Origin of the sequence: Sulfobacillus thermosulfidooxidans DSM 9293, assembly GCF_900176145.1 — a bacterium.
Lineage (GTDB): Bacteria > Bacillota > Sulfobacillia > Sulfobacillales > Sulfobacillaceae > Sulfobacillus > Sulfobacillus thermosulfidooxidans.
This window is the reverse complement of record NZ_FWWY01000001.1, coordinates 3567405-3582714: the sequence shown is the minus strand read 5'-3', so window position 1 is coordinate 3582714 and position 15310 is coordinate 3567405. Positions and strand designations below refer to the sequence as shown.

Annotated in this window: 14 protein-coding genes; all 14 read left to right on the top strand. The window is 49.0% G+C overall.

Annotation, left to right across the window (positions count from 1 at the left end; genetic code table 11):
- Window positions 1-160: 160 nt before the first annotated feature.
- A complete protein-coding gene (locus B8987_RS17595; protein WP_084661835.1) occupies window positions 161-1645 on the top strand; it encodes a DHA2 family efflux MFS transporter permease subunit in 1485 nt (494 codons plus the stop codon).
- Window positions 1646-1773: 128 nt separating this feature from the next.
- Window positions 1774-1977, top strand: coding sequence for a hypothetical protein (locus B8987_RS17590; protein WP_020374608.1), 204 nt, complete (start codon window positions 1774-1776; stop codon window positions 1975-1977).
- A 19-nt stretch (window positions 1978-1996) separates the two neighbouring features.
- Entirely contained in the window at window positions 1997-3724 is a 1728-nt protein-coding gene (gene pyk / locus B8987_RS17585) for a pyruvate kinase (protein WP_028962331.1), read from the top strand.
- Window positions 3725-3766: 42 nt separating this feature from the next.
- Window positions 3767-4606, top strand: a complete 840-nt coding sequence (locus tag B8987_RS17580; RefSeq protein ID WP_084661833.1) for an aminotransferase class IV — start codon at window positions 3767-3769, stop codon at window positions 4604-4606.
- Window positions 4607-4642: 36 nt separating this feature from the next.
- Window positions 4643-4801 carry a hypothetical protein gene (locus B8987_RS19770; protein ID WP_176213259.1) on the top strand — a complete coding sequence of 53 codons (159 nt, stop codon included), beginning with the start codon at window positions 4643-4645 and terminating at the stop codon, window positions 4799-4801.
- A gap of 35 nt (window positions 4802-4836) precedes the next feature.
- Window positions 4837-5301 (top strand): tRNA (cytidine(34)-2'-O)-methyltransferase, encoded by a 465-nt coding sequence (locus B8987_RS17575; protein ID WP_028962329.1) that lies wholly within the window; start codon window positions 4837-4839, stop codon window positions 5299-5301.
- A gap of 77 nt (window positions 5302-5378) precedes the next feature.
- On the top strand, window positions 5379-6374 hold the full coding sequence (locus tag B8987_RS17570) for a sodium:calcium antiporter (protein WP_076007250.1): 996 nt from the start codon (window positions 5379-5381) through the stop codon (window positions 6372-6374).
- A 193-nt stretch (window positions 6375-6567) separates the two neighbouring features.
- On the top strand, window positions 6568-6813 hold the full coding sequence (locus tag B8987_RS17565) for an alpha/beta-type small acid-soluble spore protein (RefSeq protein ID WP_076007249.1): 246 nt from the start codon (window positions 6568-6570) through the stop codon (window positions 6811-6813).
- A 2-nt stretch (window positions 6814-6815) separates the two neighbouring features.
- A complete protein-coding gene (locus tag B8987_RS17560; RefSeq protein WP_084661831.1) occupies window positions 6816-7547 on the top strand; it encodes a creatininase family protein in 732 nt (243 codons plus the stop codon).
- Window positions 7548-7566: 19 nt separating this feature from the next.
- Window positions 7567-8769 (top strand): pyridoxal phosphate-dependent aminotransferase, encoded by a 1203-nt coding sequence (locus B8987_RS17555; RefSeq protein WP_084661829.1) that lies wholly within the window; start codon window positions 7567-7569, stop codon window positions 8767-8769.
- Window positions 8770-8782: 13 nt separating this feature from the next.
- On the top strand, window positions 8783-10129 hold the full coding sequence (gene murD / locus B8987_RS17550; RefSeq protein WP_084661827.1) for a UDP-N-acetylmuramoyl-L-alanine--D-glutamate ligase: 1347 nt from the start codon (window positions 8783-8785) through the stop codon (window positions 10127-10129).
- A gap of 40 nt (window positions 10130-10169) precedes the next feature.
- Window positions 10170-11990 (top strand): translational GTPase TypA, encoded by a 1821-nt coding sequence (typA, locus tag B8987_RS17545; protein ID WP_028962324.1) that lies wholly within the window; start codon window positions 10170-10172, stop codon window positions 11988-11990.
- A gap of 23 nt (window positions 11991-12013) precedes the next feature.
- Entirely contained in the window at window positions 12014-14776 is a 2763-nt protein-coding gene (dnaE, locus tag B8987_RS17540) for a DNA polymerase III subunit alpha (RefSeq protein ID WP_084661825.1), read from the top strand.
- Window positions 14773-15309: a hypothetical protein gene (locus B8987_RS17535; RefSeq protein ID WP_028962322.1), complete on the top strand. Its 537-nt coding sequence runs from the start codon at window positions 14773-14775 to the stop codon at window positions 15307-15309. The genes dnaE and B8987_RS17535 overlap by 4 nt, the downstream gene beginning before the upstream one ends.
- The last annotated feature ends 1 nt before the right edge of the window (window position 15310 follow it).

The following is a 15310-nucleotide window of genomic DNA, read 5'->3' as shown; positions in this document are numbered from 1 at the left end:
GGAACTGCGGTTGAGGCCGTATTGAATGCATTGTACGATTTTGTCGTGGGGATGAAAAGAGTACGGTATAGTAGTAGATTTGTCGATGTAATGGTGGGATAATATCTCCGTAACTCGATCGGACTATTTGAGAAAATTTTCACAACAGGGAGGTGTGAAAGTGGCAAGAGCAACCGGACTCCGGGAAATGTGGCAGGCGTTGCCTCTGGAACGCTTCACCTCCCGGGAAAATTACATCTGGTTTGTGGTCGCAACGGTCTGTATTGGCGCATTTATGGCCGCCTTAGATGCGAGTATCGTCAATGTCGCGTTGCCTGACTTGACCACATATTTCCACGCTAGCGCGTCGATGGTGAGTTGGGTTTTAATCGCCTACTTACTCACGTTAGCGACGCTCTTGACGCTTTTTGGTCGATTAGCCGACATGTTGGGGCGAAGGCCCTTATACACATTTGGATTTCTGGTGTTCATTATTGGTTCAGCGGCTTGTGGGGCTGCTGTTAACTTGCCTATGCTGATTGTGTCTCGTGTCTTTCAAGCGGCAGGGGCGGCGATGTTGCAGGCGAATTCCGTGGCCATAATCACAGCAGCAGTTCCGGCTTCGGTCAGGGGACGCGCGATTGGATTTCAAGGTTCGGCGCAAGCGATTGGATTGTCGTTAGGCCCGGCTATTGGCGGCGCCTTAGTGGGTCTATTTGGCTGGCGGGCGATTTTTTACGTGAATGTTCCCGTTGGGCTTTTAGGGACGACAATGGCCGCGATGATTTTGCCCAAAGACAAACTGTCGGGTCATAAAGCAACCTTCGATTGGTGGGGCACATTGTTAATGACACCTTTTTTGGTTTTGGTGATGCTTGGCTTGACAGAAGGTAATAGTTGGGGCTGGTCATCTCCTGCCATTTTAGGCATGTTTGCAGCCGCTGCCTTGTTATTGATTGGATTCATTTTTCGAGAGTTATCGTTCCGCGCTCCTCTTGTTGATATGCGTTTGTTTAAAATTCCCGTGTTTAGTGTTGGTAATTTCACTGGCTTATTATCGTACTTGGCCATGTTTGGCGTGCTGTTTTTGATGCCTTTCTTTTTTGAGCGCGTGCTCAATTATAGTTCGGCGGTATCAGGGCTTATCTTAACGGCTGTTCCCTTAGGTATGACCGTGGCGGCACCCAAGTCAGGTGCCTTAGCGGATCGCTATGGTCCCCGCCTTTTAACAACATCAGGCATGGCTCTGACCGGGTTGGCATCGCTGCTCTTAGCTTGGACCTTGTCGCTCAAGCCGAATGTGACCATGATGGTTATTGAATTGATCTTAATCGGTGCTGGTCTTGGTATCTTTACGCCGCCCAACAATTCTTCTGTGATGGGAAGTTTGCCTAGTTCGCGTCTAGGCGTTGGGGGCGGGATTTTGAATATGGCGCGGTCCTTAGGCATGGCGATGGGGACCGCACTGTCCGGTACTATGCTGGCAGTATTTTTGATCGCGAATGGTGGCGTCGAAAGTCCAGGAGGCCCTAAAGGGCCTTGGATTCCGGCCACACGCTATGCTCTCTTTCTTCTGGTTGCGTTGTCCTTGTTGGCCGCTCTTTTATCAGTATTTCGGGTAACACAGAAAAAATCACCAGCAGAAAAGATGCCGTTAGAATGGTGAGAGATCAAGGATACCAGCAAGATTTTTGGTGAAGTGCCAGACAATGACGGCCTGCTAGTTGTTCTAGTAGGCCGTCCATTGTATGCTTAACGTATATTGACCAAACGCGCTGCCAGGATGGTACGAGGATGTGGACTGTCGTATATATTGCTCCGACTAAGACCATTGCAGAACGGATTCAAGGCATATTGGAAAATGAAGGGGTTTTGGTCCACCTGAAGACGGTTGAATTAGATGACAACGATCGTGGCAGTATTGAAATTCAAGTTCCTGAAGGCGAAGCAGAAGAAGCAACAGAAATCATCACGGAACATCTTGGTCGATTACGATAATGAGTAAAGGAGTTCCTATGTGAGACGTACAAAAATTGTCGCGACAATTGGTCCTGCTTGCGATGATCCCCAAGTCATTGCCAATATGATCCGCTCGGGTATGGATGTAGCACGCTTAAATTTGTCGCATGGAGATCTGAAAACCCATCGTCAACGGATTCAGCTTCTACGTAGCATCTCGCATCAATTGGGCACTGAAGTGGGGATTATGCTTGATACGTGTGGTCCCGAAGTGCGTTTAACGCATCTTACCCAGCCCTTAACTCTTAATCAAGGCGATATTTTTATCTTAACTAAAACCCCCGAACCCGGGTCCTATCAAGCCGGTGTCACCTGGGATGGGATTTTTGATATGATTGAGCCTGGTCACCTGCTTTGGATTGATGATGGGAATATCGTGATGCGCTGTACGGATCAGCAACCCGATGCCCTCCGCTTAGAAGTTGTGGTCGGCGGTCTTCTGCAAAACCGCAAAAAAATTAGTTCACCCGATTTGACATGGCCCCTAGACATTTTGACTGATACCGACCGGGAAGCCCTTTTAATGGGAATGCAAGAGGGGATGGATTTTGTTGCGGCATCCTTTATTCGTTCCGCTGAGGATGTTGTCACGATCCGTAAATTTTTTGAAGAGAATCACTTTGATGTTTTTCTGATTAGCAAAATTGAGAACCGTGCCGGGGTGGAGAATCTCGCAGAAATCTTGGCGGTTTCTAATGGGGTTATGGTTGCTCGGGGTGATCTGGGGGTCGAACTCCCACCAGAGCGTGTACCTTGGCTCCAAAAGGATATTATAGCTCAAGCCAATGAATTGGGTATTCCTGTCGTGACAGCGACCCAAATGCTAGAATCCATGACGCATGCTCCCCGGCCAACGCGCGCTGAAGTATCGGATGTTGCCCATGCTATATGGGATGGGTCCGATAGTGTGATGCTTTCGGCTGAGACGGCATCTGGCCTATATCCGGTAGAATCCATTCAAATGATGGCAAAAATTGCGGAAGACGCCGACAATCGGCGTGAATTTATGACGCGGCGGTCATTGCCCATTACCCGTGTGGCCGATGCCGTGAGTCGTGCGTCCGCTGAAGTCGCAGAGAGTTTAGAAGCCCGGGCGATTTTAACGGTTACGGCTACGGGCTATACTGCTCGCATGGTGAGCCGTTCGCGTCCCAGTGTCCCGATTATTGCCATTTCACCCAATCCCGGCGTCGTGCGGCGCCTAAAGTTGACATGGGGTGTGTGTCCTATTTCTTCAGAGGATGCGGAACATTCCGACGATATGGCGGCCAAGGCCATTGAAGCAGCCGCTGACTATGGTTATGTGGCTGAAGGGGATCTCGTCGTCCTGACTGCTGGAGTGCCAGCTGGAATTCCTGGAACCACCAATTTAGTCCGCGTGGAGACCGTATCAAATCCCGTATTAGTGGGAACAGGATTAGGCTATGGAGAACCTATTACGGCTCCCGTACGGTTTCAACCGAAAAACCACGAGGATTTGCCTGACGAAGCATATATTGCTGTAGCCGTGGACTTTGATGCTGAAGATAAGGAGTTTTTTGCACACGCCAAAGCCATTATTGCTGAACATAGTGGGAGAACCTCGGATATTGCGGTGGCTGCCGTTACCCTGGGGATCCCGGCTATTGTTGGGGTGCAAGGGGCGAGTAAGCGATTACATAATGGTCAAATTGTCACCATGGACCCCATTCGGGGCGTCATTTACAAAGGGCGGGCAAAGATTTAGTCACCACGAGATGGTGAACCATTGGTGGGAGGAGGAATGAAGATGAAGGTCTATTTCAATGGTCATGTCATGGATGACCAGGAGGTCCATATTAGTTTTGATGACCGCGGCTTTTTATTTGCTGATGGAGTATATGAAGTGGTTCACATTTATTCTGGCCACTTTTTTGAATGGGATCGGCACATGGTCAGGCTTGCACGTTCTTTGAAAGGCATCGATTTAGAGGGTGTGAATATCGCTGCGATTACGGAGGGGGCTAAGCAGTTATTGCAAGATTTTAAGGAGGAGGAGGGAGCATTGTATCTGGAAATTACCCGCGGTGTCTATCCCCGGTCGCATCCCTTTCCCCCATCGGATGTACCGCCGACCATATTAATGTGGATTCGCCCCGTCAATCCGTTCCCTCAAGAGATGATTGACCACGGCGTGGGAGTGATTACCGTGGCGGATGACCGGTGGGCCAAAGTCTGGATTAAGACGATCGGGTTATTGCCAAATGTACTCGCAAAAGAAAAAGCGCATAAAATGGGAATGTTTGATGCCGTGTTTGTGCGAGATGGAATGGTGACTGAAGCCACCAGTGCTAATGTGTTCATGGTTCGGCAGGGCTATCTTCAAACTGCGCCGGTTACGAATTATATCTTACCCGGAATTACACGGGAAGTCGTCTTGGAAATCGCAGATGAATTGAGGATTCCTATCAAACTAGAGCCCTTTTCGGTGGATGATATGCTTTCAGCAGATGAGATATTTTTAACGGGGACGACGACTGAAGTCTTGCCTGTCACATCTGTAGATGGCCATACGATTAGTGACAAGTCTGGAGAGATCGCCTTAAGGCTCTTAAAGGCCTTAAAGGAGCGTGCTAGCACGGTATCATAACAGCATTTCCCGGGAAGACTTCCTTCGGGAGGCGAAATGATGCAAGATAGTGAACTTTTGGCAGATGAAGCCCGGGGATATTTTCTAGCACTCGCGGACGTATTACGGGAATTAGGGCAAGGCGAGCTCTTAGGTCGGCTTGCCGAACTCTATATGGACTTCCGACAAATTGATTATCTTCACCAGCAACCATAAAAATTTAAGAAAGACAACGAAAAGGAGGGTGGGGGATGCACGTGGTGCTCGTTGAACCGGAAATCCCCCCCAATACCGGCAATATCGCTCGAACCTGTGCGGCGACGAGAACTCATTTACACTTAGTGGAACCGCTAGGATTTTCTATCAGTGACCGTTATTTGCGGCGGGCAGGGGTCGATTATTGGGATTTTGTAGAGGTACATGTTCATCCCGATTGGCAAAGTGTGGTGGACTATTTAGGTCATCCCGAAACTTGGTACTATTTTACTTCGCATAGTTCTCGATACTATACGGAGGCGCGTTATACTCCGGATTCAGTTCTCGTATTTGGCAAAGAATCTACCGGCTTGCCAGCGACATTATTGGAAAGTTATCAAAATCAGACGTATGTAATTCCGATGGATTCTCGGGTTCGGTCGTTGAATTTGTCCAATGCCGTGGCTATTGTGGTTTATGAGGCATTGCGCCAGCAAAACTTTGGACCGATGCGTGTCTAGATTCTTGTTAAAACAGGGGATCGTGACCTAGAGCCGCAGTTCCGGAACCGGATTCGGGAGCGGGGAGTTTAATGAATATGTCCTTATTATTGCTCACCGTTAGCGGAATGGTGCTCATCGTTCTGGCAGCGGATTACTTTACGAATGGAGTAGAATGGCTTGGCTATCATCTGCACTTAGAAGAAGGTGCAGTGGGTTCATTATTGGCCGCACTAGGGACTGCATTACCCGAAACATTAGTGCCGGTGATGGCGATCATCTTTGGTCAGGGGCACAGTGAAAACGCGATCGGCCTGGGAGCTATTTTAGGAGCGCCCTTTATGCTCGCAACGATAGGATTTTCGGTCATCGGGGTGGGGTTGTGGGCAAGTCGGCGGAAGAGTCGAACCCTGAATGTGCCGACGGCAGGACCGATGACGGACGATTTAGGGTTTTTTCTTTTGGCTTTTGCAGTGGTGGTCTTGGCGTCGTTTCTTCCACGAATTATCCATCCCGTTGTTGCTTTGGGTTTATTGGCTCTTTATGGACGCCATGCGTGGAAGTTGGTGGAAGGTCACAATACGTCTGACAAACGCAATGTGGCACCGTCCCAGCCTCTTAGACTATCGTCCCGACCCCGACCGCCGTTGGTGCTGGTAATCCTCCAAGTGGTGTTAGCGTTAATTGGGCTTATTTTAGGAGCACATTTCTTCGTGACAGCACTCGATGGTATTACCAAAATCGTGACCATCTCGCCGTTCTTGTTGTCTGTGATTGTGACTCCCGTGGCAACGGAGTTGCCTGAAGTCCTTAATAGTGTCATCTGGATTCGCCGAGGGAAAGATACCTTGGCTGTGGGTAATGTCACGGGGGCCATGGCGTTTCAATCCAGCATGGTGCCAGCGCTAGGAATCGCTTTCACGCCGTGGCAACTCACTCCATTAGAGATTGCCACGGCGGTTTTGGCATGGCTGGCAGCATTGTGGATCTGGTTGAAAAGTCGCTCGCATAGTCTTCGGGTCATTGAATTATTGACGGCGGGCCTATTTTATCTGGCGTACATTGGGATGGTGGTGGCGTTAATCAATCGGTAATCACAAAGACACTAGAAGGATACAAGGCTTCGTCTGAAATTTTTCGGTGCCTTTGGGGAACAATGAGAACACGCTGTCATATTTTCAGATACTGGTTGTATAGGAAAAGCCTGTAGGACCTTTCAGATAATAGCGAAGGAGTTAGGAGCCAGTTGACATCCTTCATAAATATAAAAAAGAGGCTGATGACCAGATGGCAAAACAATCCCGTAATTCCCAAGGACCTGGTAAACTGAAGACGGATTCTGACTCCCAACGCTTGAACGATGCCTTAAAATGGGAAGCGGCACAGCAGCTTGGTTTGGTTTCAAAAGTTCAGGATGTTGGTTGGGGAGGATTGTCAGCTAAAGAAACTGGCGCTATCGGCGCTTGGGTTATCCGCCTGAAACGGGAAAAAGGGCTGATAAAACATCCGTCCACGCGTTCAAAGGATGAATGAGAATGTACTGGGATCAGATTACCACGAAAAATTTCTTGGAACATATTATTGGGCACTATGATACCGCGATTTTGCCGACGGGCAGTGTCGAAGCACACGGGCAACATTGTCCATTGGGTACCGATAACATGGCCCCGTGGTATTTTGCTGAGCAACTAGAAAACACGTATTCGGACCGGATCCTGATTTTACCGCCTGTGCCATATGGGCATACACCCGATTTAAGTGTGTGGGCAGGCACCATTTCCGTATCGGCCAGCGTATTACAACAATATGTGGCGGAAATCGGAATCGGCGCTGCCCAATGGGGGATTAAAAACCTTATCTTATTGAATGGTCATGGCGGTAATACGCCAGCATTACAAGCTGCGATGGAGCAGATTGCCCAGGAAAATGTTCGGGTCGTGCTGGTGAACTGGTGGCTCGATTTTAGTCAGCAAATCTTAACAATCACGACAAGTCAAGGTCATGCGGGAGAAGACGAAACATCGGTGATGCTGGCTATTGCACCAGATCTGGTGCATATGGACGATGCATCATTTAACCCTTTTCGACCGCGGTATCGAATGAAAGGTCCAGGAATAAACGATAAAAGTCTCCGTCATGCCACCACGGGTGATGGACGACTGGGTACCAAGGAGAAAGGGGAAAGAATTGCGGCAGTGGTCGTTCAAGAATTGAGTCAGCTCCTTGAACGCCTTTGGAATGATGATCTATTTGAACGCACGTCATAACATTTTCAAGGAGGCCCCTATGGTAAAGACGTTGTCCCTAGCAAACAGAGTTGCCCAATTAAAACCGTCACCCACCATGGCCATTGATTCTAAAGCCAAAGCGTTAATTGCCCAGGGGAATGATGTGGTCAATTTCGGGGCGGGAGAGCCGGATTTTGATACTCCCGAAAATATTCGCGAAGCTGCTATTCAGGCTATAAATCACGGGCATACTCGATATACGGCGGTTGGCGGCATTGAGGCCCTTAAAAAAGCCATTGCCGAACGGATTCATTTAGATACCGGTTTACATTACGAACCAGACGAAATATTAGTGTCAGTCGGAGCTAAGCACTCACTGTATAATGCCGTAATGGCCTTGGTGAATCCCGGTGACGGGGTCTTATTACCCGTTCCCTATTGGGTGACGTATCCGGAACAAATTACATTGGCTGAGGGCGTTGTCCAATATGTCCCGATTGCGCCAGACCATGATGGTGAATTACGTGTCGAAGATTTAGAGAAAGTTGTAACTCATGCCTCTAGAGGGTTGATGCTTAATTCACCGAGCAACCCCAGTGGTGTAGTCATCCGCCCCTCAGTTCTTGAAGAGATTGCGCAGTTTGCCGTGGCGCATGATTTATGGGTGATCTCGGATGAAATTTACAATCGATTGGTTTATGATGACACGGTGCATGCATCCATTGCCCGCTTTCCAGAAATGCGGGAACGCACACTTATTATTAACGGGGTCTCCAAATCTTATGCGATGACTGGATGGCGTATTGGGTACGCTGCAGGCCCCAAACATTTAATTAAAGCCATGGCGAGTTTGCAGTCTCAATCGACCTCCAATCCCTCAACCATTTCTCAATATGCTGCCCTTGAAGCCTTGACGGGTCCACAGGATGAGGTAGATGCCATGCGGCGCGAATTTGATCGGCGGCGGCGTTATATCGTGGCACGGCTCAATGCGATGGAAGGTTTGGCTGCTTCGACTCCTCAGGGAGCATTTTACGTCTGGGTGAATATGGCCGCATGGAAAGGACGCCAGGTTGGAGGCCGAGTGATTCGCGATGCTGATGATTTGGCTCTTGCCTGGCTAGAACAGGCCAACGTGGCCGTGGTGCCGGGATCAGGATTTGGAATGCCTGATTATTTCCGCATGTCCTATGCGACGTCTATGGAACGTATTGAGACGGGATTAGACCGGATGGAACAATTGTTGGAGTCAGCAGAATGAGTCAGCAAAAAAAGTGGCTATTGTTGGACTAGGGGTTAATAATCGGCCCCTGGTCCCTTTTCTCCGCGCTCAAGGAATGGAGGTCATAGTGGCTGATAAGAGGCCCCAAGCATCCATTCGCGAGTCCTTAGCGCAGATGGGATTGGAAAATATTTCAGTTTTCGGTGGAGAACATTACCTTACCGATTTGTCTCGGGTTCCTCATCTTGATACGGTTTATTTAACCCCAGGGATGGTCAAAAATCTCCGACCCATTGAACAAATGAGTAAGCAAGGAACCAAAATTTCTTGTGAAACGGACGTGTTCTTTCAGCACTGTCCGGCCCCCATCATGGGAATTACCGGATCAGCAGGCAAGACCACAACCACGACGTTAGTGGGGGAAGCCCTCCGTGAAGATGGCACACATCCAGTATTTGTGGGCGGAAATATTGGTCACTCATTATGGGATGATTTTAGTCAAATTAGACCCGACAGTTGGGTGGTTATGGAACTCTCTAGCTTTCAATTGGAATTGGTGGAACACAGTCCACACGGGGCGGCTATTCTCAATCTCTCGCCCAATCATTTAGATATTCATGGCTCCATGAGTGCCTATGCTCAAGCCAAATCTCATATTTTCCAATTCCAAAGTCCGGACGACTGGTTAGTGTTGCCCTATCCCCCGACCTTTTTGGACATGATGGAAGCCGTGCCTAAAGGACATGTTTTATATTTTTCGCTGGAGGATCACGGCCAACCCGGAACTTTTATCGCGCAAGACTGGATCATGTTTAGGGACTTTTCTCATGCCCTTACGCCCTGTTTTCCTGTCAACAGCATTCAGCTGCCAGGAACTCATAACGTTCTCAACGTTTTGGCTGCGGCCGCCATTGTCAAAATGGCGGGGGGCAATATGCATGCGATGAGACAGGCTATCGAGCGTTTTCATGGTGTGCCGCATCGTTTGGAAAAAGTGCGTAAACATGATAACATCTTATATATTAACGACTCCATCGCCACGGCTCCGGACCGGACAATGGCAGCATTGCGGGCTATTACGGACCCGATCGTTTTGATAGCTGGAGGATATGACAAGCATCTGGATTACGATGAGTTGGGTCAAGCTATTGCCCACAGTTCGGTGCATCATGTCATCGTTCTAGGGCAAGTTCGTGAAAAGCTTGCCCAAGCCATAGCGCGGTATAGTACAATACCCGTTATGCGTGTTGATACATTTGAACAGGCTGTGGACGCAGCCCGTCAAGTGGCGAAAGCTGGTGACACGGTATTGTTGTCACCGGCAGCGGCTAGCTATGATATGTTTCAAAACTTTGAAGAGCGCGGCCAACGATTTCGCGAAATTGTGAACAGGTTGTAAGGAATAACGGGGAGTTTGTTTATTCAGGAGGGCTTTTAAGTTGGAACGGCGCGATATACGAAATATAGCAATTATTGCACATGTTGACCATGGTAAAACCACATTGGTGGATGCCATGTTACGGCAAAGTGGTATTTTTCGGGATCCTAGTCAAATGACTGATCGGGTTCTGGATTCCAATGATTTGGAGCGGGAACGGGGTATTACCATTTTGTCAAAGACGACCGCCATCCGATACCACGATACCACAATAAACATTGTAGATACACCGGGGCATGCCGACTTTGGCGGGGAAGTCGAACGCATTTTAAGTATGGTCGATGGAGCGCTCTTGGTTGTCGATGCCAATGAAGGTCCCATGCCACAAACCCGGTATGTTCTTCAAAAAGCGTTAAGTGCGGGGATTAAGCCTATCGTTGTGCTGAATAAAATGGACCGGGAAGGTGCACGTCCTCATGAGGTTGTTGACCAGGTATTAGAACTCTTCATTGACTTGGAAGCATCTGATGACCAACTTGAATTCCCTGTGTTGTATGCGTCAGCTAAACAAGGGGTTGCTTCGGTCGAGCCTGTGTTGCCAGAAAGCGGCTCTTTAGAACCGTTGTTTGAGACGATTCTGCGGGAAATTCCCTTTCCTGTAGGAGATGAGACAGCACCTCTGCAAATTCTGGTGACGACACTAGAACACGATGACTACTTGGGACGTATGGCGATTGGACGCGTCACGCAAGGTCGTGTCGCTGTCAATCAAACGGTAGGGATTGTTGATCATGACGGAGCGGTCCGCCGAGCTCGCTTAAGCAAAATTTTTGGTCGCATCGGTTTAAAACGCGTGGAGTTAGAGACTGCTACGGTAGGGGATATTGTCACATTAGCTGGGTTGCCCGATGTAAACATTGGGGAAACCATTACCGATGCAGACAATCCCATGCCATTACCGCCCATTGTCGTCGATGAACCGACATTGACCATTTTAATTGGTGTCAATACGAGTCCTTTTGCGGGTCAAGAGGGGCAATTTGTTACCTCACGTCACTTACGGGAACGGCTATTACGAGAGCAAGAACGGAATGTGGCCTTAAAAGTGGAAGAAACCGAAGATGCCGAAGTGTTCCGAGTATCTGGCCGCGGCGAACTGCATCTAGGAATTTTATTAGAGCAAATGCGACGGGAAGGCTACGAAATGGAAGTGTCCAAGCCGGAGGTCATTATGCACAAAACGCCGGAGGGACTGATGGAACCTGTCGAGCATCTCTACCTCGATGTCCCGGACGAATATGTTGGACCGGTGATGGAACTATTGGGGCCGCGTAAGGCCGAAATGCTGCATATGGGACAGGCCGGTCCCAATCAGACGCGGTTGGAATTTTTAATTCCCGCTCGAGGATTGCTAGGATTTCGGACCGCGTTTGTCAACCAGACCCGCGGATATGGTATCATGAATCACTTGTTCGAAGGCTATCAGCCTTATTCGGGACCAATTGAAGAAACGCCTCGAGGGGCTTTAATCGCGATCGAAGACGGGGTAACGACGTCCTACGCTTTAGATAACGCGCAACAACGTGGAATACTTTTTGTGGGACCTGGTACTCCCGTCTATGCAGGAATGGTTGTGGGTGAAAATAGTCGCCCAACCGATCTGGAACTAAACGTGTGTAAGAAGAAACACGTGACGAATATGCGGAGCTCCACATCGGATGAAGCGGTGCGATTAACCCCACCACGACCTTTAACCCTGGATTTAGCGTTAGAATATGTCAAGTCTGATGAACTGGTGGAGATTACGCCAAAATCTATTCGGTTGCGGAAAGCGACATTAGATAAGACTTTGCGTAAGCGAGAAAAGATTCAAAAACTGTAAGGCCCGGAAGGTAAGGATATCTCATGCTGTCCTTTCCGTTGCTTAACATTTGGTCAGCTTATTCATTATTACAATCAACCTGGGATATATCGGTCGGACTTTCCGAACTCCATACTTTAGGGTATGAATCGGCGGGTCTGGCCGATTATCTTTCGTTAGCGGCATCTGAGCATTTCGATCGGGAGGCCCGGCTTCGGCATATTCAGCCGTGGTTAGGAATAAGCCGGCACGTGCAAATATCTACCGCATCGTGCCTGGTGTCTTTGTATGCGTTAGATGAGACAGGATGGCAAGAACTTTGTGGCATGACCCAAGATGATAGGGTTGCCGACATTGAACAGGTGGCATCGCCCCATCTTCTCTTATTGTTGTGGCATGAGACACGCTCAGATTGGGAACCCGTTTTGCCCTTGATTCGGTCCCTTCCCTTTGGTGTGATTGTGGAGGAGCTTGTGCCCAACATGCCCTCTCACGATTTATTGTGGATTCCTCTATGCCCCGTTCGGTTTAATCGTCATCCGGGTGCGGCCCAAGCGTACCAGGTGTTAACGCGACTTGGTAATCATAAACCTTCGGGGTTTGCGAGCAGTATTCAAAGTCCTGAACAGCTGTTGCAATCCTATCCCACCCAGTGGCGCTCGCGTCTCTTTCAAGACCCAGCACCTGACGTGTTGCCCCGGAGGGGATTTTATATGCCCTCTTTCAGTTCATCCGCGAAAGATGATGAAGAAATATTATGGCAAAAAGCTCGAGCCGGCCTAAAAGCATGGCATCCGGAGCCATTTTCCCATTATCAAGAACGCCTACAACATGAATTGCAGATTATTACCGACATGGGATATGCTTCGTATTTTTTGATCGTGCAGGATTTGGTAGACTTCGCGGCTCAGCACCATATTGCCATTGGTCCAGGTCGCGGCTCAGCCGCGGGGAGTTTGGTTGCTCGCGTGCTTGGAATTACCCGCATCGACCCTTTGCAGCATCATTTAATTTTTGAGCGATTTCTCAATCCGTACCGTAAGAATCTTCCGGACATTGATTTGGATGTCGATTCTCAAAAACGCTACCAATTAATAGCTTATTTACGCCAACGATGGGGCGAAGATCATGTGGCCCAAATTGGAACTTACGGGACACTAGGAGTGCGTGCGGTTTTACGGGACGTGGCCCGTGTTCTAGGGATTTCGGGTACTCAGGTTGATGAGGTTTTACGTTATGTGCAGGGGATAGCTGCTTTGCGCATAGATGATGGGGGAGCCGAATTACGGACCTTAATGGACCGGATAGATTCTAGCGGGCAGTGGTGGACACTAAGTCGCTTATTGGAAGGACTGCCCCGTCATGCTTCCGTCCATGCTGCAGGAGTGGTCTTATCCAATCGGCCCTTAGGAGAGTTTATCCCTTGTGTCAAAGACCCTGATGGCCAACTCGTTACGCAAATGGATATGACATCCGTTGAACATTTAGGGCTGTTGAAACTAGATCTTTTAGGACTGCGAACCCTGAGTGTTATTGACCGGGTCCATCGTGATCATGAGGACATGTTTGACCAGGTCGATCGACACGACGAACGCACCCTAAGACTCTTGGGCCGTGGGGATACCGATGCCATATTTCAGTTGGATGGCAAAGGTGTACGGCAGCTGTTGCAACGTATGAAACCGCAACGCGCGGAAGACATTATCGATGTCGTCGCATTATACCGCCCAGGTCCCATGGAGACGATTCAAACCTATTTAGAGCGGCGTCAGGGGCAACAGCCCATTCCGGATGATGTTCTAGGAAGTGTGTGTCAAGATACTTTCGGAGTCATGATTTATCAAGAACAATTAATGACCTTGGTGCAACGTGTTGGGGGTTATTCGTTAGCGGAGGCAGACTTATTTCGACGAGCTATTAGTAAAAAGGATCATCAAATCCTTGCTAACATGGCATCTGACTTCATGACCCGTGCATTACGCTTGGGATGGAAAAGGGAAGAAATACAAAGTCTTTGGGAACGCATCACAGCCTTTGCCGATTATGGGTTTAATAAGTCCCATGCCGCAGCTTATGGGATGTTGAGTTATTATATAGCGTTTCTTAAGGCGCATTTTCCCTTGCACTTTTGGGCCGCCGAACTGAGTACTCTAAGTCCCGATCGCTTAATACACGAAATGATCGCGGCGGTGAGTCAGGGCATAGTCATACGCCCCCCGGACATTCGTTATAGTGGCGAAGAATTTCACGTGATTGGCGGAGAGGAAATCTATGCGGGATTGTCGGTTGTTCGGGGACTGAATGTCGCAATCGCCGAACAGATCCGGAAAGAACGTGAAGAAGGAGGCGCCTATTCATCCCAACAAGAAGCGTATCAGCGGATATCTCGGCGGGTTGGCGGACGGGTGGCAGATCTGTTACAAGAAGCCGGGTGTTTAGCCGAGTTACCCGGCCATGTTGTACGCTCGTCACAATTAGAATTGTTTTCCACGGATAAGGCCGAGAAGGGGCTTAGGGTAGACGCCATAAAAAGTTTTGGTCTTGGGTGGCCTGTAGCCAATGGGCCAATTTATGTGCGTATTACGGGTGCCGTCGATGTAAGATGGTGGCAAAGAGCCTTATCGGATATTGCGCAAAAGTATCCAGGTTCATGTCCTGTTATTATAGGAAATGAAAAAGGGCGGGCGTGGAAGTTTGAGACCATGCCGATGAAGGCAACGTGGCACAGTTTAGATGCGATCCGGCAGTTACCAAACGTTATTGCCTGTGGGAGACGTGTAGAACAGAAAGAGGGATGGAACATATGAGTAAAATGTCGCGAGAAGAATTGGTTCAACATTTAACCCCGCCGCCGGGAATTACGATGCCTCCTTATCCCGCCAAACGAGACAAGATTTACCGGCTTGCCTTAGTCATGTTGGTGTTGGGCCTACTTGGCGAAGCGATTGCGAGTCTTATCCATTCGCATTCACTGCAGTTTTGGATGCAGGGATGGATTAGTGCAAGTTTAATCGTTGCGGGATGGACGTTTTTAGTGTGGCTCAAGCAATGGCGTTGGGTTGTCCGCTCCTTAGTGATTTTGGGGTTGGTGCTCTGGCCGTTGTGGCCGTTAGGAGGATGGGCTTTGTCCCTGGCTGGGAGTGCGATTATGGCAGCCAAAGAAACTCATTGTTTTCATTTCTGGGCCGGAAAAGTCATTCCATGGTACTCGGTGACTCTAGGCATCTTATTAATATTGCATGTCACAGAGCCGTATTTAGGTCTAGCATGGCTGGGATTGGCGGCGCTATGGCTTAGTTTGGTACTGGGCCGAGCTAAATTACCGTTGTTTGAGGTGTGAC